22 protein-coding genes and 1 pseudogene are annotated in these 22,242 nt (G+C 55.0%); 15 read left to right on the top strand and 8 right to left on the bottom strand.

The window, feature by feature from the left end; genetic code table 11:
- Window positions 1-33: 33 nt before the first annotated feature.
- From frsA to HCK03_RS21435, 4 genes are all read left to right on the top strand, one after another.
- Complete coding sequence (frsA, locus tag HCK03_RS21450; protein ID WP_115193520.1) at window positions 34-1,278, top strand: esterase FrsA; 1,245 nt, start codon at window positions 34-36, stop codon at window positions 1,276-1,278.
- Between the two features lie 57 nt (window positions 1,279-1,335).
- Window positions 1,336-1,734, top strand: a complete 399-nt coding sequence (gene crl, locus HCK03_RS21445; RefSeq protein ID WP_041144182.1) for a sigma factor-binding protein Crl — start codon at window positions 1,336-1,338, stop codon at window positions 1,732-1,734.
- Between the two features lie 650 nt (window positions 1,735-2,384).
- Window positions 2,385-2,939 carry a type I-F CRISPR-associated endoribonuclease Cas6/Csy4 gene (gene cas6f / locus HCK03_RS21440; RefSeq protein ID WP_041144183.1) on the top strand — a complete coding sequence of 185 codons (555 nt, stop codon included), beginning with the start codon at window positions 2,385-2,387 and terminating at the stop codon, window positions 2,937-2,939.
- A 255-nt stretch (window positions 2,940-3,194) separates the two neighbouring features.
- Window positions 3,195-3,497: a hypothetical protein gene (locus HCK03_RS21435; RefSeq protein WP_227503271.1), complete on the top strand. Its 303-nt coding sequence runs from the start codon at window positions 3,195-3,197 to the stop codon at window positions 3,495-3,497.
- A 19-nt stretch (window positions 3,498-3,516) separates the two neighbouring features.
- Here HCK03_RS21435 and csiR read toward each other — a convergent pair whose 3' ends face one another.
- The 4 genes from csiR to glaH form a co-directional block, all read right to left on the bottom strand.
- Window positions 3,517-4,209 (bottom strand): DNA-binding transcriptional regulator CsiR, encoded by a 693-nt coding sequence (csiR, locus tag HCK03_RS21430; RefSeq protein WP_115193516.1) that lies wholly within the window; start codon window positions 4,207-4,209, stop codon window positions 3,517-3,519.
- 89 nt (window positions 4,210-4,298) lie between these two features.
- A complete protein-coding gene (gabD, locus tag HCK03_RS21425) occupies window positions 4,299-5,747 on the bottom strand; it encodes an NADP-dependent succinate-semialdehyde dehydrogenase (RefSeq protein ID WP_167692168.1) in 1,449 nt (482 codons plus the stop codon).
- Between the two features lie 23 nt (window positions 5,748-5,770).
- Entirely contained in the window at window positions 5,771-7,039 is a 1,269-nt protein-coding gene (gene lhgO, locus HCK03_RS21420) for an L-2-hydroxyglutarate oxidase (RefSeq protein ID WP_167692167.1), read from the bottom strand.
- Between the two features lie 27 nt (window positions 7,040-7,066).
- On the bottom strand, window positions 7,067-8,044 hold the full coding sequence (gene glaH / locus HCK03_RS21415) for a glutarate dioxygenase GlaH (RefSeq protein WP_041144188.1): 978 nt from the start codon (window positions 8,042-8,044) through the stop codon (window positions 7,067-7,069).
- A 273-nt stretch (window positions 8,045-8,317) separates the two neighbouring features.
- Between glaH and HCK03_RS21410 the strand changes: the two genes are divergently transcribed.
- The 5 genes from HCK03_RS21410 to HCK03_RS21390 all read left to right on the top strand — a co-directional run bounded on the left by HCK03_RS21410 (window position 8,318) and on the right by HCK03_RS21390 (window position 13,446).
- On the top strand, window positions 8,318-8,650 hold the full coding sequence (locus HCK03_RS21410) for a nuclear transport factor 2 family protein (protein ID WP_041144189.1): 333 nt from the start codon (window positions 8,318-8,320) through the stop codon (window positions 8,648-8,650).
- A gap of 401 nt (window positions 8,651-9,051) precedes the next feature.
- A complete protein-coding gene (locus HCK03_RS21405) occupies window positions 9,052-10,095 on the top strand; it encodes a TRAP transporter substrate-binding protein (protein ID WP_041144190.1) in 1,044 nt (347 codons plus the stop codon).
- A 74-nt stretch (window positions 10,096-10,169) separates the two neighbouring features.
- The gene (locus HCK03_RS21400) at window positions 10,170-12,044 is read left to right on the top strand and encodes a TRAP transporter large permease (RefSeq protein WP_041144191.1); all 1,875 of its coding nucleotides are present in this window, start codon (window positions 10,170-10,172) and stop codon (window positions 12,042-12,044) included.
- Window positions 12,045-12,215: 171 nt separating this feature from the next.
- Entirely contained in the window at window positions 12,216-12,980 is a 765-nt protein-coding gene (locus tag HCK03_RS21395) for an SDR family NAD(P)-dependent oxidoreductase (protein ID WP_041144192.1), read from the top strand.
- Between the two features lie 46 nt (window positions 12,981-13,026).
- The gene (locus HCK03_RS21390; protein WP_041144193.1) at window positions 13,027-13,446 is read left to right on the top strand and encodes an RbsD/FucU family protein; all 420 of its coding nucleotides are present in this window, start codon (window positions 13,027-13,029) and stop codon (window positions 13,444-13,446) included.
- A gap of 54 nt (window positions 13,447-13,500) precedes the next feature.
- Here the strand turns inward: HCK03_RS21390 and HCK03_RS21385 are convergent, their stop codons facing one another.
- Both HCK03_RS21385 and HCK03_RS21380 read right to left on the bottom strand, forming a co-directional pair.
- Window positions 13,501-14,550 (bottom strand): LacI family DNA-binding transcriptional regulator, encoded by a 1,050-nt coding sequence (locus tag HCK03_RS21385; protein ID WP_041144194.1) that lies wholly within the window; start codon window positions 14,548-14,550, stop codon window positions 13,501-13,503.
- A gap of 191 nt (window positions 14,551-14,741) precedes the next feature.
- On the bottom strand, window positions 14,742-15,497 hold the full coding sequence (locus tag HCK03_RS21380) for a helix-turn-helix domain-containing protein (protein ID WP_228283754.1): 756 nt from the start codon (window positions 15,495-15,497) through the stop codon (window positions 14,742-14,744).
- A 112-nt stretch (window positions 15,498-15,609) separates the two neighbouring features.
- Between HCK03_RS21380 and HCK03_RS21375 the strand changes: the two genes are divergently transcribed.
- From HCK03_RS21375 to HCK03_RS21355, 6 genes and pseudogenes are all read left to right on the top strand, one after another.
- Window positions 15,610-16,002: a nuclear transport factor 2 family protein gene (locus HCK03_RS21375; protein ID WP_167692166.1), complete on the top strand. Its 393-nt coding sequence runs from the start codon at window positions 15,610-15,612 to the stop codon at window positions 16,000-16,002.
- 284 nt (window positions 16,003-16,286) lie between these two features.
- Window positions 16,287-16,622: a DUF1294 domain-containing protein gene (locus tag HCK03_RS21370; protein WP_167692165.1), complete on the top strand. Its 336-nt coding sequence runs from the start codon at window positions 16,287-16,289 to the stop codon at window positions 16,620-16,622.
- Between the two features lie 114 nt (window positions 16,623-16,736).
- Window positions 16,737-16,879, top strand: a pseudogene (locus tag HCK03_RS26455) (Bcr/CflA family drug resistance efflux transporter); the annotation flags it as partial.
- A gap of 107 nt (window positions 16,880-16,986) precedes the next feature.
- A complete protein-coding gene (locus HCK03_RS21365; RefSeq protein WP_123550950.1) occupies window positions 16,987-17,508 on the top strand; it encodes an anti-virulence regulator CigR family protein in 522 nt (173 codons plus the stop codon).
- Window positions 17,509-17,762: 254 nt separating this feature from the next.
- A complete protein-coding gene (locus HCK03_RS21360) occupies window positions 17,763-17,981 on the top strand; it encodes a DUF7661 family protein (protein ID WP_167692164.1) in 219 nt (72 codons plus the stop codon).
- A 160-nt stretch (window positions 17,982-18,141) separates the two neighbouring features.
- Window positions 18,142-19,152, top strand: coding sequence for a LacI family DNA-binding transcriptional regulator (locus HCK03_RS21355; protein WP_041144200.1), 1,011 nt, complete (start codon window positions 18,142-18,144; stop codon window positions 19,150-19,152).
- Window positions 19,153-19,373: 221 nt separating this feature from the next.
- Here HCK03_RS21355 and HCK03_RS21350 read toward each other — a convergent pair whose 3' ends face one another.
- Both HCK03_RS21350 and HCK03_RS21345 read right to left on the bottom strand, forming a co-directional pair.
- Window positions 19,374-20,729: a NosD domain-containing protein gene (locus HCK03_RS21350; protein WP_167692163.1), complete on the bottom strand. Its 1,356-nt coding sequence runs from the start codon at window positions 20,727-20,729 to the stop codon at window positions 19,374-19,376.
- A 67-nt stretch (window positions 20,730-20,796) separates the two neighbouring features.
- Window positions 20,797-22,230, bottom strand: coding sequence for a glycoside-pentoside-hexuronide (GPH):cation symporter (locus tag HCK03_RS21345; RefSeq protein ID WP_167692162.1), 1,434 nt, complete (start codon window positions 22,228-22,230; stop codon window positions 20,797-20,799).
- Window positions 22,231-22,242: the final 12 nt, after the last annotated feature.

Here is a 22,242-nt window from a genome sequence, read left to right as displayed (position 1 = left end):
ATAGCAGGAGTGGCAACACGATGGAGACTGCACATGTCACAGGCTAACCTTAGCGAAACGCTGTTTAAACCTCGATTCAAACACCCAGAAACGTCGACGCTGGTGCGCCGGTTTGCGTCCGGTTCGCAGCAGCCGATCCACTCCGCGCTTGATGGCAGCAACGTCGATCATTGGTATCGTCTGATCAATCGCCTGATGTGGATCCGTCGCGGCGTGACGCCGCAGGAGATCCTCGACGTGCAGGCGCGCATCGTCATGAGCGATGCGGAGCGCACCAACCCTGAGCTATACGACACCGTCGTGGGGTATCGCGGCGGCAACTGGATTTTCGAATGGGCTAAACAGGCCATGATTTGGCAGCAAATGGCGGGTCAGGAAACGGACCTTGAGCTCAGTGGCCGCCACTGGCTGCACGCCTCCAACCTCTACAGCATTGCCGCCTATCCGCACATTAAAGGCGATGAGCTTGCCGATCAGGCGCAGGCGCTGGCCAACCGGGCCTATGAAGAGGCCGCTCAGCGTCTGCCCGGCGAGCTACGCGAGATCGAATTCCCGATACCCGGCGGCGCGCCGGTCAGCGGGTTTTTACATCTGCCAAAAGGTGAGGGCCCGTTCCCGGTGATCATGATGTGCGGCGGCCTGGACTCGCTGCAGACCGATTACTACAGCCTGTATGAGGACTATTTTGCCCCGCTGGGGATAGCGATGCTGACCCTCGATCTGCCTTCCATCGGCTTTTCATCGAAATGGACGCTGACCCAGGACACCAGCCTGCTGCACCAGCACGCGCTGCGGCATCTGGAAAACGTTCCGTGGGTCGACCATACCCGGGTCGCGGCGTTCGGCTTCCGCTTTGGTGCCAATATTGCCGTCCGGCTCGGCTATCTTGAGTCACAGCGCCTGAAGGCCGTTGCCTGTCTGGGGCCGGTGGTGCACAGCCTGCTGGTCGATCCTCTGCACCAGGGGCGCGTCCCTGAAATGTATCTTGACGTGCTGGCGTCGCGCCTGGGCATGCACGACGCCTCTGACGAAGCGCTGCGCATTGAGCTGAACCGCTACTCGTTAAAAACCCAGGGGCTTCTGGGGCGCCGCTGCCCGACGCCGATGTTCTCCGGCTACTGGAAAAACGATCCTTTCAGCCCGGAAGAGGAGTCGCGTTTAATTACCTCGTCATCTGCCGATGGCAAGCTGCTCGAGATCCCATCGAAGCCGATTTATCGCAGTTTTGATCACGCATTGCGACAGATTAGCCGGTGGATCAATCATAGATTTGGTTAATATATTGCTAAATTTTATTGATTTGGTAAAACAGTTGCATCACTAAAGGAGATCGCAATGACGTTACCGAGTGGACACCTGAAGAGTAAGCTGATTAAGAAATTCACGGCTCTTGGCCCCTATATCCGCGAAGAGCAGTGTGAAGACAACCGCTTCTTTTTCGATTGCCTGGCAGTTTGCGTCAACGTTAAACCGGCGCCGGAAAAACGAGAGTTTTGGGGTTGGTGGATGGAGATGGAAGCACAGGCATCGCGCTTCACGTACAGCTATCAGTTTGGTTTGTTCGATAAAGAAGGGGTATGGCAGTCGGTGGATATCGACGATCCTGAAGTTAGCGAACGGCTTGAAAAAACGCTCCGTGATTTCCACACCAGGGCCAACGCGCTGCTGGCAACGTTCAGCCTCAAGCTTGAACCGGCTGATGACTTTAGCGAGCCGGTCAGGCTGAGAGCCTGATGCCCGTCCGTAGACTCAATCGAGCGAAAATGTCCATGCCCTACGGCGTGGACATTTTTTTACGTAGAAATTTTTTTACTAATTGTAAGTCCTGAGAGGCCGGGAAGCGGGGAGAGCGCGATGCTATCCCCGTCACTTCAGTCCGGTCGGTCACTTTTGCGCGCCCCATCATAATCAGCGCTACCCTCCAGGCCAGCAGAAAAATAGTGCGCCACAGACAGAATAGAGACTAACGTTACCCGTAAATATTTTAGATTTTACTCTCAGCGCCATCGACAGTTTGTTTTACTCTTTTCTTCAGCGCCAGGCCGGGCTTTATCTTGCCGCAGTCAAAGGGTAAGGGACTACAGGGCAATGTCCAGGCCATCGGGAGAAATATAAAGCGAGGGATCGCGCACAATAAATAGTCCGTCACTCAATAGCCTGTTATTCACATCATGTAATAGTCACCCCGGCGGAATAATAACGCCGGCGTGATTATTATTTCGGTGCGTTATTTCATTGATTTTACGCGATGAAATTAGCCAGGTTAAACCCCACTGCAACCGCCACGCGGTTATTTCCTTACCTTTTGCTAATTTGATTTGTATCAACGGCATTGTTTTTTGTATGGGTAAGGATGGCGGCAATGTATTAAGGAGAAATAGCCGATGGATTATTATATTGAAATTAAACTTATTCCACGACAATCACGCTCTCTGCCGTCCCTCCTTTCCGCGCTGTTTGAAAAACTATTTGTTGCGCTAAGCGCCCACAGGCATGGGGATATTGGCTTAAGCCTGCCGGCATTTAAGCAAACGCCGGGGAATGTGATTAGGCTACATGGGCAGCGGTACGGGCTGGAAAATCTCAGGCTTCGGGTATTACTTAATGATTTATCACATTATATCTGGATTGGTCCGGCGACGCCGGTACCCGATAACGTCCAGTATCGTCATTACCGGCGCGTGCAGCTTAAAACGCCGCACCAGCGCATGAAGCGCTATATGAAGCGCCGCGGCGCTATCTCAGCCGATGCGCCGACCGGGCACAGGCGTCAGGTCGCGACGCCGACTTCCGATTTACCCTATATCTGGATAAAGAATCAGGCCCTGGGTCGAAGCTTCCGCATGTTTATTGCCGCAGGCGACTTAAGCGATACGCCAACGGAGGGGACGTTTAACCATTACGGGCTGAGCTCCACCGCAACGGTCCCCTTCTTTTGAAGAGTCCGGCGGTGGGGCGCCATCGCCGAAATTTTCCGCTGCGCTCATTGCCTTTCGGGTATTCGCGCGATTAAGACCAGGATAATTCCTGGAATCCAGGTCCGCCTGGCGAATGTGGCCGCCGGGAATGCCTGATGGAGCGATACGTGATACCGTTAGAAAAATAGCCCCTTAAATTATAAGATCTTCATGAAATTCATATTGCTAACAAGCCTGATTGGCTTATTTCTCTCACCAGCATGGGCCGGCACCGCAGTGAAACTATCCTGCTCGCTGCGGCAAAGCGTGACCATCTCCCGCTTCCACTACAAGCTCTCCACCATGAAGTGGGGGGATCATTTCCAGGTCGCCTCGGGCATGAAGCAGGCGCAGACGAAAAGCCACGTGCCTTTTCGCATCACCAGCTTTCAAAACGGCGACGATCTGGTCTTTTTCCCCGATAGTAACGAGTACTTTTTCTTCTACTCCGGCATGGCGACCCCCGATCGATGCGTCGTTCAGGAGACCTACACCTACCCGATTACGCAGCTGCCTTTCTATAAGAAACCGGCCAAATAAGCCCTCCGGCAGCGCCTCGTCAGGAGGCTTTCTGCTGAAGTTTTCCCGCCATTGCCCGTTGAATGACCGGAATAGGCGTCAGCAGATGCTGGCGCATCAGCTCACCGGCAAGCGGGGCGTCGCGCGCCAGAATCGCCTCGGTTAGCCTTCGATGCTGGCGCTGCTTATCTTCCAGCATGGCCACCGACAGCACGGTCGTGCGCAGCCAGATAAAACGGTAGCGCGCGGCGAGGTCGAAAAGGCGTTCGCGCATTTGCAGCAGATACTGTGAACCGCAGCCGGCAACGATGGCGGAATGGAACGCCTGATGACGCCTGTCCCACTCGTCCAGCAGCTGCTCGCTGGCATCGCTGGACTCCAGCTTATTGAGCAGATGCGCCCTCGCGAGCAGCTCGGCCTCCCACTCGTCGTCGCCGCGCTCAATGGCGAGACGCACCAGCATTGCCTCCATATGAGCCCTGGCGTCGAAGATATCGAGCAGCTCCTGCTGCGACATCGAGGCAACCCGATAGCCTTTTTGATTAACCACGGTGACCAGGCGCTCGGCAACCAGCCGGGAGAGCGCTTCGCGCAGCGGCCCGACGCCAAGCGCATAGCGCGCGGTTAACAGGCTCATACGCAGCTTCTCATCGGGCTGATACAGGCCGCGAATAATGTCGCTTTTGAGCCAGCGGTATCCGTCGATGGCCGTCGGCTGGGAGGTGGCGGTCATGGGCTTACTCCTGAGCGGCTATCCCGGCCTTTTTGCGCCGGGACGGGCGTATTCGAGTGGTATTGACGGCATCAACGTCGGGCGTAACCCTACAGACCAATGCACATATATTTGATCTCTAAGTAATCGTCGATGCCATACTTCGAGCCCTCGCGGCCGAGCCCCGAGGCTTTGACGCCGCCAAAAGGCGCAACCTCATTGGAGATGAGGCCGGTGTTGATCCCGACAATCCCGTACTCCAGCGCCTCGCCAACGCGGAAGACGCGGCTCAGATCGCGGGCATAGAAATAGGCCGCGAGACCGAATTCGGTATCGTTAGCCTGACGGATAACGTCCGCCTCATCTTTAAAGCGGAACAGCGGGGCCAGCGGGCCGAAGGTCTCCTCTTTAGCAACCTTAGCGCTATCGGGAACGTCCAGCAGGATCGTCGGCTGGAAGAAGTTGCCGCCCAGCTCGTGCACCTTGCCGCCGGTCATGATGCGCGCGCCTTTGGCGAGGGCATCGGCAATATGCTCCTGCACCTTGGCGACCGCTTTGTCATCAATCAGCGGCCCGGTGGTGACGCCGCTTTGCAGGCCATCGCCGAGCCGCAGCTTTTCTACCGCCTGCTGCAGCTTTTCGGCAAAGCGGTCGTAAACGCCCTCCTGCACGTACAGGCGATTGGCGCAAACGCAGGTCTGCCCGGCGTTGCGGAACTTGGAGGCCAGCGCGCCTTCAACCGCTTTATCGAGATCGGCATCGTCGAACACGATAAAGGGCGCGTTGCCGCCGAGCTCGAGGGAGACTTTCTTAATATCTTGCGCGCACTGCGCCATCAGCTGACGGCCAATCTCCGTCGAGCCGGTAAACGATAGCTTGCGCACCAGCGGGTTGCTGGTCAGCGCGTTGCCGACCGCGCCGGCGGATCCTGTCACCACGCTGAAAACGCCGTCGGGGATCCCGGCGCGCTGCGCCAGCTCGGCCAGCGCGAGGGCGGAGAAGGGGGTCTGGCTGGCGGGTTTGAGCACCATGGTGCAGCCTGCGGCCAGCGCCGGGCCGGCTTTGCGGGTGATCATGGCGGCAGGGAAGTTCCACGGGGTGATGGCGGCGGTGACGCCAATCGGCTGCTTGATAACGATCAGGCGCTTATCCGCCTGATGGCCGGGAATGGTGTCGCCGTAGACGCGCTTACCTTCTTCGGCAAACCATTCGATAAACGAGGCGGCGTAGCCGATTTCGCCCTTAGCTTCCGCCAGCGGTTTCCCCTGCTCCAGGGTCATTAAGCGGGCGAGGTCGTCCTGGTTCGCCATGATAAGATCGAACCAGCGGCGCAGGATCGCGGCCCGCTCTTTAGCCGTTAGCGCCCGCCAGGCTGGGAGCGCGCGGTTGGCGGCATCAATGGCCTCGTGGGTCTCTTCGGCGCCCATTTTCGGCACGCTGCCCAGCCGCTTGTCGTTGGCCGGATTGGTGACCGTAATCACCTCCCCGCTGAGGGCATCGCGCCACTGGCCGTCGATAAATGCCTGCTGGCGAAACAAAGTTGGGTCGTTGAGTTGCATGATAGTGTCCTGTTTCAAAGCGTTTAACGGGTGTATTCGGCAAGCACGGCGTCGGCGCTACGGGCGGCGCGCAGGCTGCGGCCGGGGTTGTGCTGGCGGGCGAGCAGCGCCTGTACTTTGCCGACGATATGCGCCCCGATGGGCAGAGCCGATGTGGCCGCCGGGGAGGGCGCATTGCAGGTATGAATGGAGCGCGCGGTGGTGACGAACAGAAAATCGTCGATCAGCCTGCCGTGCGGAGAAACCGCCTGTGCGCGGACGCCCGCAGGCCACGGCTGGAGATCCTGCAGAGCGAGGCTCGGGCAGTACTTTTGTACCAGCCGCAAATAGCCGCCTTTGCACAGGGAGTTTTTCATTTCGCCTAAGCCCGATCGCAGGTTGCCCTGCAGCACGCGACGAATAGCGGGCGAACCGAGGATTTCCAGCGTATCGGAGAGTGAAAAATCGCGTTTGCGATAGCCTTCACGCTTCAGGGCGAGCACCGCATTCGGGCCCACGGTCACGCTGCCGTCAATCATGCGGGTGAGGTGGACCCCGAGAAACGGCATTGCCGGGTCGGGTATCGGGTAGATCAGATGATTCACTATCTGGTTATGCTGAGGCGCCAGGCGGAAATACTCCCCACGAAACGGGCAGACAATAAAACCGGGATCGACGCCGAGCATTTTGACCACCCTGTCGGCCATCAGGCCGCTACAGCTCACTAAGGTGGCGGCTTCAAACTCCTGTCCCTGTTTAGTGTAGACGACCACGCCGGCGGCGTGCTCTTTCAGGGCGCTGACCTCGGCGGCGTAGGCAATTTCCCCGCCGCCGGCGACGAAGGTTTTCGCCATCGCCTCGGTAACTTCGCGATAGCTGACAATCCCGCTGGCGGGGACAAAAATGGCGCCGGTGCCGGTAATATTCGGTTCCCGCTCGCGCAGCGCCTCCGCGCTAAGCCATTCGCGCTGCAGGCCGTTGGCCGCGGTGCGATCCCACAGCGCCCGCATCCGCGCCATCTCCAGCGGCGAGGTGGCGACCAGCATTTTTCCGCAGACGTCATAGCGGATGCCGTGCCGCTGGCAAAAGGCTTTGGTCGCCCGATTGCCGGCAAGGCAGAACTGCGCTTTGAGGCTCCCGGGAGTGTAGTAGACTCCGGCATGAATCACGCCGCTATTGCGACCGGTCTGATGACAGGCCGGCGCGGACTCTTTCTCCAGCAGCACAACTCTGGCGTCCGGGTAGACCTCCCGCAGCTGCATGGCGGTCGACATACCGATAATGCCGCCGCCAATAATCACAAAATCATACATCCACGCGGTTCCTTCGACTGTTAGCGCTTACTGATGGGGCCGGCAGCGGTGGTCGGCATCGCTGATGTAGCCGCGCTGGCGCATCAGCTCCCGGCGCAGATCCGGATGCGCGGTAAAGCGGTCGCGGCCGTGCAGCCAGAACAGATTGTTAATCAACAGCAGTTTGCCCACCGGCACCGGAACGGAGAGGATGTTCTGGCTGTTTTCCAGGGCATCGGACAGGTCGCTTAGCCAGATGCCTTCGGCAAAATCTTTTGGCTGCACGAACTGATCGATATAGCGCATCACCGGACGGCCCTGGCGGTCGACGTCGAATACCGGGTGGAAGACGTCGTGGCTGACGTTTTTGCTCGGCGGCGCGGCCCAGCGCATTGGGCGACGGGCCAGCGGATGGCTGAAATAGCGCTCCAGATGCTCCCAGTCGTCAAGATGCAGCAGCAGGGAGTTTCCGCCCTGCATATGCTGCTCGTCGATTTTCATCATCAGCACGTAGTCGGTGATCTCTTCGACGTAGGTTCCGTCGTTATGCAGCTCCATGACGCGATGCGGCTGTCGCAGGTAGCTGTCTGAACTATCGACGTTAGTCACCACAAAGCGGGCGTAGTATTGGCCGCTCATGGCGTCGTAGTTGGAGCGGCCAATCAGATGGGCAACCGCCGTTGCCAGCTTCACCATCTCATCGGCCTGGGCCACGCTATCGATTCCTTCCGCGCCGATCAGCAGCGCCCCCTGACGGCGATCCAGCAAGGTGTCGTACAGCAGCGGCTGCAGCTGGCCGGCGCAGAGATCGTCGAGGACCCTGGCGATTTTAAAGCGCAGGAAGGATTTATATTCCAGCGCCTGCACCGGCCACTGCGCGGCCTGCTGCATAAACAGGCGGGCAGTCTGCGCGGAAAAGGTGAGCTCCAGCAGCCGCGGCGAGTGGGCCGAGGGGGAGATGGTGAACCCGCCGTCGCTGCGGGCACTATCGTCGGGATGAGGTTTTACGGCAGTGAACGTATTCATCAGAATCGATCCTCGCGGTAGGGTCTGGCGCGGCGCTATTAATTTCGTCGCCATAACTTAAAAATATCTACATTTTTAAAAGGTGCGCATTTATTGCGCGGATTGTTTATTTTTTGTGATCCGGGGCATTAAAAGAGAGCCGTTTGTGCAGCGGGGTCATTGGCCGTGAAGAAGAGCGCTGGCGGGTATAAGTGACAAAAATAGGGGTTGGTATTTGAATAAAAATTCAGTTATTGTGCATTTATAATTACTTATAGTGGAAAGGAAAGCGTCATGGAATGCCCGGTGGAGAAGCAGTTTAAGGCCTACAACGCCCACGATATTAATCAATTTATTGCCTGCTTTTCCGAAGATTTCAAAGCGTACCGCATGCCAGCGGAAAGCCCCACGATGATCGGCATTCCGGCGTTAAGGGAGTTTTACGTCAACCAGCGTTTTAACGTTGCTGAACTGCGGGCGGAGCTTATTTTCCGTACCGTTCTCGGCAATAAGGTTTTCGACCACGAGCTGATTTACGGACTCTCCGCGGAGCCGATTGAGAGTATGGCGGTTTTTGAGGTTGAGAATCAGCTTATTAAGACCGCCTGGTTTTACTTTGCCGCCTGACGCTCCTCGCCGGTGAGGAGAGCCAGCCGCGCTATTTTCGCCAGCGGATAGCCGCCGGCGCGGTGGGGCCAAACGCTCTGCCGCTGGCGCCGGGCCGTCGCGGCGCCACACTCTCTCCCTTCCTCCCCCTCTGCGCTAAACAGTGACTAAACAGCCACGACCTGCTTTTCACTGTGTAACACCCGGGCGCAAATTAGCGATGTCCGCCACAAAAATCACATCTCATCCGCCAGGAACCCGTTAAGCACCTTGCTTTTAGCCAGGGCGCCGGATAGTTTCTGTAACGTTACACTAAAACGTTACAGTAGAAGCGTGAAGCTACTTTTTTGTTTAACTCCCCCGCCGATTCAGCAAGGCCTGAGAGGGTGACATCTATCTCAACGGGACGTGAAAGGATAACGATGATGAAAATGAAACCGTTTTGTTCAGTAAGTCGTATTTTTGCCGTTGCATGTTTGGGCACGGCCCTGTTAGCCGGCAGCGCCGTGACCTCTTTGGCCCACGCGGCGCTTAATTTTCGGGTCTACTCTTCGCTGCCCGCGGATGAATCCTCGGCCCACTACATCTGGTTCAGCCGCTTTCAGGAAAACCTGAATAACAATGAAAAACTGAAAGGGCAGATCAAGCTGAACTATTTTCCCAACGGCATGCTGGGGAAAGAGGCGGACGCCACCCAGCAAGTACGCATTGGCGCAATTAATATGATGATCTCCGGGACCTCCATTTGGGCCACGCTGGTCCCTGAAATTGGCGTCCTGGATCTCGGCTACTTATTTAAAGATTACGCGCAGGTCGGCAAAACACTCGACGGCAAAGCAGGTGAAAAGCTGGCGGCTTTAATGATGAATAAGGCTAACGTGATGGTGCTGGGTTACGGCTATAACCTCGGCGCGCGCAATATTTACACCAAGAAGGTTATTGAAAAACCTGAAGATTTAAAAAATCTCAAAATCCGCGTTTTGCCGGTGCCCAACTTTATCGCCACCCTGAACCATATGGGGGCGGTGGCGATTCCGATGCCGGGAGGAGAAGTCTATTCGAGCCTGCAGATGGGGGTGATTGACGGCGTAGAGCACGACGCCCCGACGATCTACTCGAGTAAATATTATGAAATTGTCAAAAATGGCACTCTGACCCGCCATAGCTACAACCCGCTGATGATCGCCATGAACAAGAAAAGCTTCGAGCAGATCCCGGCGGAGCTGCGCGGCGAGGTGCTGGCCGCGGCAAAAGAGGCGACCGACTACGAACGCCTGCAGGCCGGTAAAAAAGAGCAGGAGGCCATTAAGAACCTCGAAGCGAAGGGCGTAACCTTCCGCGAAACCGATCGCCGCTATTTCTATCAGCAGGTGCAGCCGGTGTGGCAGGCATTCCTTGGCCAGTACCCGGATATGAAACCTATCGTTGATGAGATTACCGCCGCGGCGCCGGAGAGCCAGCAGTAGCGGGGAGCGTCGGCTCGCCCGCCCTTCGCGGCGAGCCTGTGATGATATCCATGACCTTACACAGAGAGTTCAAGATGGCTGATATCTCTATTAAAGCAAAGGATGAGTGCGTCGCGCTGGCGCTACTCGGCAGGCTAAGTCGATTTTTGACGACCCTGACCGCCTGGGCCGGGGCGCTGGTGCTGTTTATCAACGTGCTGGTGGTTTTCGCCTCCGTTATCTGGCGCTATGCGCTGCACTCCCCGATTCACTGGGCGGAAGAGGTAGCGCGGGCGCTGATGATTGCGCTGGTCTTTTTTGGCGTCGCAACGTCAACGGCAAGAGGGGGGCATATCGGCGTCGATTTGTTCCTGCGCTTTCTGCCGCAGCACGTTCGGCCGTACGTGGTGCACGCCAGCCGCTGGATCCTGTTCCTGGTTTCCGTCGGGCTGGTCGTCTCCAGCTATGACCTGGTTCAGGCCGCGCGGGTGCAGACCACCGAAACCGGTTTACCGCAGGTCATCTACGTGATCCCGGTGCTGATTGGCTCGCTGGTGATGATGGTCGCCGCGCTGGAGCTGGCCTTACGTGAACGCGCCAGGGTCGTGCTGCTCAGCGGCGCCGGGATCCTCGCGCTCGCCGCGCTTGGCTACGTCAAGCTGTCGCTGATGGCCGACCCGGCCAGCGCGGCGGCGGGGCTGATGCTTATCTGCTTCGTCCTCGGTATTCTCGCCGGCGTGCCGATCGCCTTCACCCTCGGCATGTCGGCGATGGTGTTCTTTATCTGCGATCCGTCGCTGCCGTTTGTCTTCTTCTCCCAGCAGGTTGCGGCCGGGGTCGATCACTTTGTCCTGCTGGCGATCCCCTTCTTTTTGCTCGCCGGCGCGGCGATGGAGATCAACGGCATGTCCACGCGCCTCGTGGAGCTTATCGTGCGGGGAATGGGGCGCTTTCGCGGCGGCTTAAACATGACCACCGTCCTGTCGATGGCTTTCTTCTCGGGCATTTCAGGCTCCAAGCTGGCGGACGTCGCCGCGGTGGGCGGCGTGCTGATGCCGGCGGTACGACGGGCGAAGCAGGACGGAGAGGAGGCTGCCGGCGTTTTCGCCGCCTCGGCGGTGATGGCAGAAACCATTCCACCGTGCGTAAACCTGATCGTGATGGGCTTTGTAGCCAATATCTCAATCGGGGCGCTGTTTATTGCCGGCCTGGTGCCCGCGGCCTGTCTGCTGGTGCTGCTGATGATTGCCGCCAACCGCTTTGGCGGCAAAATTAACGTCAGCGAGGCCTATCCCGTGCTGCGCCCGCGCGCTCAGCTCTATCTTGGCGCCGCCGTTGGGCTGGTGATGATCTTTATGATCGGCCGCGGCGTGATGATGGGGATCGCCACCTCAACCGAGATCTCCGCCTTTGCGGTGATCTACGCCATCGTGGTCGGCCGGCTGGCTTTTCGCGAGCTGACGTTTAAGGCCACGGTGAAGATGTTTATTGATATCGCCGCGATGTCCGGGGTGCTGCTGTTTATCGTCGCCTGCGCCACCAGCCTCTCCTATGCGCTGACCATACAGATGATCCCGCAGCAAATCGCCGGGCTGCTAGTCGGTATTGGCGTTGAGCAGGGGGCCTGGCTGTTCCTGCTGCTCACCATCGTGATTTTGATTATTTTCGGCGCGGTGCTGGAAGGCGCGCCGGCCCTGATTATCTTTGCCCCGATCCTGGTGCCGATTGCCGTGCAGCTTGGATTCAATCCGCTGCATTTCGGCATCATTATGATTCTGGCAATGGGCTTTGGGCTATTTTCACCGCCCATTGGGCTGGGCTTATATACCACCTGTGCCATCTGCGGCGTGGAGATGAAGCACGTGATCCGGCCGATGGCGAAATACCTGGCGGTGGTTCTGGTCGGCATCATTATCGTGGCGATGGTGCCACCGTTAACCACCTGGCTGCCGGGTCTGGCGGGTTACTAAGCGTTGCGTTAATCGAGTACAAGGTGGCGGCACCGTTGCTATGCCGCCGAAATAATTATCCGCAAGCTGAAATTGACTATGCCTGGGGGCAGGGACGTCCACGTTCCAAAATTGCCCGAGGCGATAAATATTATTTTCTGGTGCGATGAGTCTGAATAACAGGAGTCTGAAATGGGATTGTTAACGGCAAAAAAAGTATTTATTACCGGTGCTGAACAGGGTATTGGAAAAGAGACCGCAAGAAAATTAATTGAGGCGGGATGCGATATTTATATTCACTATTTCAGCGGCGAAGAGGGGCCCAAAGAGCTGATGGCGATTGCCGAACAAAAAGGGCGCAAAGCGGCCTGCGGCCGTGCCGATTTAACCGATGAGGCGGACGCCGCCCGCTGTGTGGCGGAGGCGGCAGAGTTTTTAGGCGGTATCGATATTTTGATCAACAACGTCGGCGGCATCATCGGGCGCAAGTGGCTCGGCGAGATTGACGCCCACTTCTGGCGGACCGTTATTGACGTCAATATGACCACCATGCTCAACGTGACCCAGCAGGCGCTGCCGTGGCTGAAGAGCGCCGCGAACGGCGCCAGCATCGTCAATCTGGCCTCGCTGGCCGGGCGCTCCGGCGGGCACTCGGGTTCGCTGGTCTACTCTACGACGAAAGGCGCGGTGCTGACGTGGACGCGATCGCTTGCCGCCGAGCTGGGGGAGTTTGGCATTCGGGTCAACGCGGTCGCCCCGGGCCTGATTCTGGGAACGCGTTTCCATAACCAGCACACCACCCAGGAATCTGCCGATCGCACGGTCCAGGAGATCCCGCTGGGCCGGGCGGGCACGCCGGAGGATGTCGCGAGAGCCATCTGTTTCCTTGCCTCCGAATACGATGGCTTTATTTCCGGGGCGACAATTGACATAAACGGCGGTATTTACCGGGCATAGCGGAAAGCCGGGCGGTTAACGCCGCCCGTATTACGAGAGCGTATTGATGATTAAATCCGATATTATCCATCCTGATTTACTCCAGGCGCTGGCGCTGTGCGGGCATAAGGCCAATATTCTTATTGCCGATGCTAATTATTCTATTTTGACCAACAGCGCAGCGCAGGCACGGATTGTGTACCTGAACTTTTCTCCCGGCTTAATTGGCAGCGTGACGATCCTGCAAAAAATTCTTGGCTATATTAGCGTTGAAAAAGCGACGCTGATGGCCAGCCCGCCCGAGTTTGATAACACTATTGCGCGCGAATATCGCCACGTTCTGACGCAGACGACCGAGCTTGAATATATTGAGCGCAACGCCTTTTACGCACAGGCAAAATCATCGGATACGCTGTTGGCCATCGCGTCTGGCGAAACCCGACGCTTTGCCAATATTCTGCTCACCGTCGGGCCGACGCTGGTATGAAAAAAGAGAAGCGCCCCGGGCGCTTCTCTTTTACCGCAACGGAACGCGCCTGCTTCAGGACGCGGGCGCCTCGCGTACCGATTGCCGACGGACCAGCGCGGGAGGGAACAGAAACTCGGCCGGCGAAAGCGTCGGGTTCTCTATCCGCTCAATTAACCGCTCGACCATCACCTCGGCCATCTCTGCCAGCGGCGGCATGATGGAGGTCAGCCCGGGATAAACCAGCCCGGAGAGCGGGATATTATCAATGCCGATAATCGAGATCTCCCCGGGGACGCTGATCCCGGCCTCGTGCAGGCCGGCCATCAGCCCAATGCCCAGCGCGTCGTTAATGGCGACCACCCCGTCAGGACGCTGCGACTGCTGGCAGATCTTTTTCGCCAGCGAGCGGCCCAGCTCGGTCATTTCCGTGTCGCCGTAGGCCGCCATGGTTTGCTCTTCGACAATCATCCCGTCGTAATAGAGACCGTGGCGGCGCACCGCGCTAAGAAAGCCTTCAATTTTGTGCGCCCGGCTGGAGGTCATGCCGGCGACGGTGGTAAAGATCAGGCGCCGACATCCGCGGGCGATAAGATGCTCGGCGGCCATGCGGCCTGCTTCGATGTTATCCATTGAGACGCTGTCGAGCGCCAGGCCGCCGGATTCAGCCCCGGTGGGCATCCGGCTGTCATAGTTGACCATCATCATGCCCTGCGCGGCGGCCTGGGCAAAATGCGGCTTTTCAATGTCGCAGGCGGCGACGATGATCCCGCGCACGCCGTGGGCAAACATATCGGCAATAAAGGCCTCTTCTTCTTCGATCTGCCGATAGGTATTGCCGATCAGCACCCGATAGAAGCGTTTTTTCGCCGCCAGATCCACTTCGCGCACCAGCGAGGCAAAGCTGGGGTTAACGATCGAAGGCACCAGCAGGCCGATCATTTTTGCCTGCCCCGTTTTTAGCTGCTGGGCGACCCGATTCGGCAGGTAGTTCAGCGCCTGCATGCTGTGCTGGATACGCGCCAGGGTTTCAACGCGCATCTGATCGGTGCGCCCGTTGAGCACGTTGGATACGGTACTCACCGACACGCCGGCGTGCTTTGCGACATCACGAATGTTTGCCATACATCTCCTTTGCAGCAATTTGTGAATGGCAGAGTCTTCGTCGCCTTCAGCATCGCTTTTTTGATGGGATTCATAAACTACAGCGGTTTAGTGTAACGTTACAGTTAGCGCTGTCAATGGCGTAATACCGCCGCTAAACCGGGGCGTTAGCCGGCTTTTTCGCGGCACTATCCCGCCGGGACGAGCGAGCGCTAGCCGCCGGCGAGGGAGGATTTAGCGCTGGCGAGCTGAAGCTGGCCGGGCGTGCGACCAAAGCGTTCGCGAAATACCTCGATAAAGGCGCTGACGTTGGCGTAGCCGCTGCGCGCGGCGACCTCAGCGATCGGCTCCCCCGCCAGCACCCACTGGAGCGACGTGACCACCTTCGCCTGCTGTCGCCACTGGCAAAAGCTCAGGCCGGTTTGTTCGCGGAACAGGCGGCTGAGAGAGCGAACGCTGAGGCCCCAGCGCTGGGCCAGCTGCGTCTGGGTCAGCGGGCTGTCCGGATGGGCGAGCAGCTGGTCGGCAACGTTACGCGCGCGGCGATCGGTCGGCAAAAGCAGCTGCAGCGGAAGCTCGACCGCATTGGCGATTTCAGCCGCCAGCAGCGACAGCAGGCTGGGCGAATAATCTGCAGGAAAGCCCGGCCGGGGACCGGCGCACAGGCGCTCCAGCAGGGCCTGAATGAAGCTATCGGTACCGTAGATCCCGGGCGTTAGCGGCAGCCCCGCGCCGGTCGATGCGTGAAGGTAGAGGCTTGTCCCGCTGAGCTGGCCCGGCACCTGGGCCCTGTGGCGAAGGCCGGCGGGAAACCATCCCACGGAGCCCGGCGTGACCGTCCACTGCGCCTGCTCGGTCTCAACGACCATGATGCCGCTTGTAAGCCAGTAGAACTGACCGCCGTCATGCTCGTGCCACTCGGTGACGTGGCCTCGCTGATAATCAAAGGTTTCGATGCGCATCATCATGGCTGATTGGCCGTATATCATGTCTGAATACGGTTATCGTACCACGGCCGCGATCCTCTAACCTTCATTCAACCCGGCGTTGCGCGACGACATACACCCATTAAGGAAGCAAATGAGCAAAGAAACCCAGATCGTTATTGATGCCCTGCGCGAAATCATTACGAACCCTCAGCATGAGGAGGAAAAGATTGCCCGCTATTTCTCCCCTGACTATCAGCAGCAGGTGGATGGCAAGCGCCTCGACTACCGAGGATTTGTCGGGCATATGGCGTTATTAAAAACGCTGACGAGCAGAATGAGCCTCTCGGTTTTGGCCATTGTCGGCGATGGGAATACGGTGTTCACTCATCACCATGTCAAAGTGGATAAAAAGAGCGGCCAGCGGAGCGAAATTGCGGTGATGGCGCGTTTTACCCTGGCATCCGGGCGCATCCTGCGCTGCGATGAGCTTACTCACCTTCTCGTTGGGGAACGGGAGGATCGCGATTTAGGCAGCCGCGGTTAGTGAGGCGGCCAGGGCGGCTTTTCATATTGCGTTTTGTATGAAGAGGGTATTTATCATGAAGCCTGAAATTGACTACGTATTTCATCATGTTGGCATACCTCTGCAGGATGGGGAGCAGAAGGGCGCGCTCGGGTCAAGGAAGCCTGTACCGCAAGTAAACATCACGTGCCTGGTGATTAACCGCAGATCGAAAGTCACGTGTCGAACATTGTGCCTTACCGCTTCTGAGCGGGAAGGGGTATAGTGACTCTCCTGTTTCAGCTTATAAATGTTACGCCTCGCCAATGAACCTCAATCGCTTTTGTTATCTTCTTCTCGGCTTAGCGGCGCTGGGCTGCTTATTTCTTCCCCATCCTTTGGCTATATGGTTCTTACTTGTTAACGCGCTGACGCTGGCGATTTATGGCGTCGATAAAATGGCGGCCCGCAGGGCCTGGCGCAGAGTCCCGGAAATGACGTTGCTTATTTTTGGGCTGGTGGGCGGATGGCCGGGGGCGATAGTGGGCCAGCAGCTCTTTCGCCATAAGACGCAAAAGCAGCCCTTTCGGCGTCATTTTTTTATCAGCGTAATATTGAACGTTGGGGTAATGGCGGTGATATATCGCGTCTTCCTGTTCTGATGCCAGCGAAGCATTCATGAATGCTGCTCATAATGCCTATCCTCCTGCCTGCCATTATCCGCAGGCACAAACCGGTTAACATGCGTCTATCTCATTATATTCGGACGGATCATCATGCTGAGTACACAGGCACGAACGCGGTCAGCGCCGGCTAAAAAACCACGCTTGCCTTAGTACTTATTCTCAGCCCATTAATGGCGGTCACGTCCTTATCAACCAACCCTTATCTCCCCGCCATGCCCGTCATGGCGCAAGATTAAGCCGTCCATGGGAAAATATTTAGAAATAAGAAATCATGAGATTGTTAGGTTTATAGCTCTGGCATATCTTCAAAGTGTGTTTCTACACTACAGGAATGAATATCATGTTTAAGCGTCGCACTCTTAAAACTGCACTGGCGGCGGTTATCTCTCTGGCGGTCCTCGCCTCACCGGTTTTTGCAAACCCAGGTAATGGTAATGGTGGTGGGCAAGGCAATGGTGGCGCTAATCACGGTAACAGTGGTAACCATGGCAACAGCGGAAAAAGTTCGGACCACGGGAATAAAGGTCAAAGTAACGAAAAATCTAATGAGGCTCATGGGAAGCGCAAGAACTACGGTAAACCAGACCATGTCGACGCCGATATCAGCTTCTCTCGTGCTCGCTCATATGCGGTAAATTATGGTCTTGTCGGCTATAAGGCGCTCCCGCCGGGTATCGCTAAAAATGTCGTGCGAGGTAAACCATTACCTCCAGGTATTGCAAAGAAAACATTACCAGTATCAATGATTAACGATTTGCCATATTACCCGGGCTACGAATGGCGAGCCGTTGGCGATGATTTGGTGCTTGTTGCTTTAAGCACGGCCATTGTGACTTCCATCATTAACGGTGTTTTCGATTAAGACATCCTGTTTCCGTAAGCCCCGCATCTGCGGGGCTTTTTTATGCCCCTGGTTCATTAATCATGTTCTTTGTCTGCTCCCGACACTCGCCTGCCTCTCGAAATATCCCCGACAGCGTTGAGCGAGGAGTGCATTGAGGCGTGGCGGCGCGTCTTACCGTTCAGTTCGCTAAAACGAACGTCTTCGTTTTGCAGGGTGATTCAGCTAAGGTAGAAAAAGAAGGGGTCAATCGCGGGGGCTAAAAGAAGGTAATGATGCTGATTTATGATGTATTTGGCCGACATATAGGGGTTCAGCGTGAAGGTGAGCGCTGGCTGATATTTCGTGCTGACCTGACGGAGCGAAAGTTTCCCCGCCTGTATGAAGTCATTATTCCCGACGATCTTACCGAAACCGAGATTCCCGGCTGGCTGGATGATATTTTTCACGAGGCCGCGACGGAAAAGCATCCCGAGGTGAGGCGGATTGAATAACACAGGCGGCGTCAGGCCCGTCGTGGGTTCAGTCCAGGCTACTATCTGTGATCGTGGCCGTGAATTCATGTAACAACATAACATGAGATCTGCCCGACATTTTTTATCAGACACTGTTTTTACACTGCGTGTCACTAATGTAATCGGTAACATGCGAACCATGGCTTCAATCAGAGATGTAGCAACTAAGGCGGGTGTTTCAACCGCCACCGTATCCCGGGTGATTAATAATCATGCGAGCGTTACCATGGAAACTCGCCGTGCAGTGCATGAGGCGATGGATTTTCTCTGTTACGTTCCAAACAGAAACGCCGTACAGCTCAGTGGAAAATGTTCTGGATTAATAGGTGTGGTGGTACCTAATTTGATTAACCCGCATTTTTGCGAGTTGCTGGCCTCTCTCGAAGAGGAGGCTCGCTACGTGGGGAAGTCTGTGCTGGTTAAAACTCATCAAAACCAACCTTTTCATGACAAGCAGCTGGTGAAAACGCTAGTCAGCATGGGAATTGAGGCGCTGATTTGGGTTCCAACTGAGGCGGAGTCTTCTTTGTCTGAGTGGTTGCTGAGCACCGGTATTCATACTGCCGTGGTGACACAAACCTCCCGTTTCTTTAATTCGGTTTCGAACAACCAGGAGCGTGGGGCCGAGACCATCGCCGAGCATTTTTTTGATATCGGTCGTACCCGACCCGGCTTTATCGGCCAGGATGGCGTGGACAATCGCAAGATGTCCGCTTTTTGTAAGAAAGCCGTCAGCTACGGTTATAAGGTCGAAAAACAGCATGGCTACTGGATACCAAAAGGTGATGGCGAAATTAACCGTGGGCATATCCACTCACTGGATAATATCGTTGATAACATTATCTCTCTTGAGAAAAGAATAAACTGTCTGTTTATTTATAACGATGTCGCTGCAAGTTATGTCATCGAAAGACTCAGGCTTAGAGGGGTTAATATTCCTGGGGATATCGCCGTGGCAAGTTTCGATAATACGATAATTGCACAAATGATGAATATTACCAGTATTGCTCAGCCCATTACTGAAATGGGCAAGCTGGCGTTTGAGTTAATCAACAGTACTGAAAAGAAAGAACATATTGACGCAATAGCATTAACTACCCGGCTTATTGTTCGTAGCAGCAGTCTGGATATGACAGTAACAAAAATATAGTTACGCACCTTTGGTTTAGCGGCTTTATTCACCTGGCGATTCAATGTAGTGCGGGAGGATTAGCAGCTAAAACACCAGGGGAAATATAGTGCCAGGAGTCAGTTTTACTTTTTTAATTGCCATCATTTTCATCCATTAACGAATGTCTGGCAGGGTGGGATAAAATGGGTGTTCCTTCTGCACCCATTTTAAAATGACCATTCGTCATGAAATAATGATGCTTATATCCCCGGTACCGGGGTGGCTCTGAATGCATTGAGCGTTCTGTCGATGGCAACCTGTGCATCACAACCAGAGTCCAGAATCGTGTTTTGCTGCGATTCTGCCTCTACCTTCACCATGACCACATCAAGTGACTGCAATGCATTGATCGTCAGCAAAGAGCCAACCTGTGCGTGGAAGCAGGAGTTCGCCGCCACGGTTTTCGTTTCAGAGGTTACAGTCGTGGGGACAATATGATTGTCCGAAATATAGTTCCCGTTGCCTGAGACAATACGCAATATGACAGGCCTGGCACCGGACGGCTTAATGTACTGTGCATCAATAGTTTCTGAGATATGGTTGGCAATAACTGAGTTATTATTCCCGCTAATATACAGCAGACCATATAGATCATCTAAACCATTATCGTAAGGTTGCATTGGCCCCCAGGGCTCACGCTCGCGTAAGAAATGATTCGCAGAAACCAGGTTTTCGGAGCTGTTATCATCGAGAACCAGCATTCCCGGATAAAATGAGTGGAGCCGATTACTGGTAATCGTAGAACGTACCACGCCGGAAAAATGGATACTGCTGGAACCCCGGGGGAATACGTTGTTTGCCGCCACTAACAGGCCACCAAAGTTTTGTGCATAAATTGAATAGCCTTTATATCCAGCACCTATCAGGTTGTCGGTGATTTTTGAAGCCTGTCCTGACCCCCTGAGTTCAATACAGTTGCCGCATTCGGCAATGAAGTTATTATGTATCGACAACGCATCGGCATGATAACTGGTCACTCCGTGTTCTAAATACACGATACCCATGCCGGTTATCCTGAATGAGTCCTGAGCACTTGCGATATAAATACCTGTTTTTCCATTGGTGTAGGTATTCTCTGGATCGTTGTGCCCTGAGCCATCATCGACAAAATGCAAACCGTCGATACAAAAATCAGCAAACTCAACCGAGCTGATACGTGGGTCTCCATCCCGTTGAACATAAAACGCAGCGCCCGTATATTCCTCATCCCCAGCGGTCGGAGAAAGATCTACCAGAATGCGGCTGCCTCCCGGCCACACTTCATGCCAGTTTGCTACGTCACTTTCTGGCGTATTAAAACGGATGCTCGAAGACGTGAAACCGTGGCCTGAGCCCATTATTTTAAGGCAACTGATGTCAACCACCACCTGAGTCGTCAGATGGTAATCTCCTGGTGGAATATAAATGACCGCGCCGGGTTTTCCTCCATCATTAATATCAACATCAGTTTGCCTTGCTTTAATGTTGGTGATGATACTGTTGATGACTTCGCCGATATCCTGATACGGATTGCCGATATTCCATTCTGTGACATCATAATAATTTTCGCTGGCCATTGTTTTAATACTCCGTAATGATTAATGTAAAGTCGATACCAACTCGCTGACTGAATATTCTTAAAAATTAATGTGCAGGTTGTCTGGTTGGTGTATCAGTAAATTCAGGTGCTTTATTTTGCCCGTTTTCCAGTTCGCGTTTTGCAAGATCGACTTTTATTTTTTCGATGAAGGCGTTATTTAGTTTGAAGTAACGCACCATAAATGCACTGATGAAATAGCTGACCATGGGTAATAACGAGAACATCATAATTATGCCCTGAATCGTCTGTGGATTTTGTTGCGGCTTATTGGCTATATAGCCGGTGTACGACAGGATCCAGGCAACGATCGCACCCGCTACCGCTAGCCCCATTTTCAGCATAAAAAGGTTGCCTGCGAAGGAGATACCGGTCAGGCGTTTACCAAACTTCCAGTCGCCGTAGTCGTCAACATCGGACATCATGGCCCACAGAATAGGACCTGACTGGATTAAATGCAGAATATTAATGATGATAAACAGTGTTAACAGCGGCGTTAGCGATGCCGGATCGACAAACCACAATGCGAACGACAGAATACCGAGAATGATATTAATAATGCGGAATAGCTTAATTTTATCGAAACGATCGGTTAGTGGTTTAGCAATGGCGCTGCCCAGCATATTGCAGGCCACGCCAAGTGCCAGAAAGAAAGTGATAAACCCGACTGAGGCGTGCATCACATAGCTGGCGTAATAGATAGTGACTGCACCGCGAATAAAGGCCGGAAAGACGTTTAGGAAGGTGATTGAAATCATCAGCACCCATTGGTCATTTTTGGCGATATCTTTCAGATCTCGCCATAGCGAGTCATTTGCTTTCACCGAAACAACGCGCTCCTTAATGCTGGAGAAGCAAAATAGAAACATTAAGGTGGCCGCTCCTCCCATGATCATCATCGTCATCTGGAAACCGGATGCGCGGTTTCCATCGCCCAACCAGTCGGTAAGGGGCAAGATAGCAGAAGAGACGATAAGCGTTGCCAGGCCGTTTAAGAAGAAGCGCCATGAAAGGCAGCCCATGCGCTCTTTTTGGTTAAGCGTAATCACACCCGCAACCGAGCAATAGGGAATATTTATCGCGGTGTAGATCATTGACATAACCAGGTAAGTAACCCAGGCATAGAGAATTTTTCCGTCCATACTCAGGTCTGGCGTAGTAAACATCACCGCAGCTCCCAGGCCAAACGGCAATGCCATCCACAGCAGCCATGGCCGGAATTTACCCCATCTGCTTTTGGTGCGGTCGCACACGGCGCCCATGAGCGGATCGATAAAAGCATCGAAAATACGGATGACCAGGAATAATGTTCCGACGACTCCGGCATCTAAGCCGTAGACATCGGTATAAAACCAGGTCAGATAAAGCGCCAGCACGCTCCAAATCATACAAGATCCTGCGTCACCCATGCCGTAGCCGACCTTCTCTCTCAGGCTCAGCTTTTCATAAGCGCTCTGCTTTTCAATAACTGAAGCAGACATAAGCACACCTCT

Source organism: Klebsiella terrigena (assembly GCF_012029655.1).
Taxonomy (GTDB): domain Bacteria; phylum Pseudomonadota; class Gammaproteobacteria; order Enterobacterales; family Enterobacteriaceae; genus Klebsiella; species Klebsiella terrigena.
This window is presented reverse-complemented; position numbering and strand designations above follow the sequence as displayed.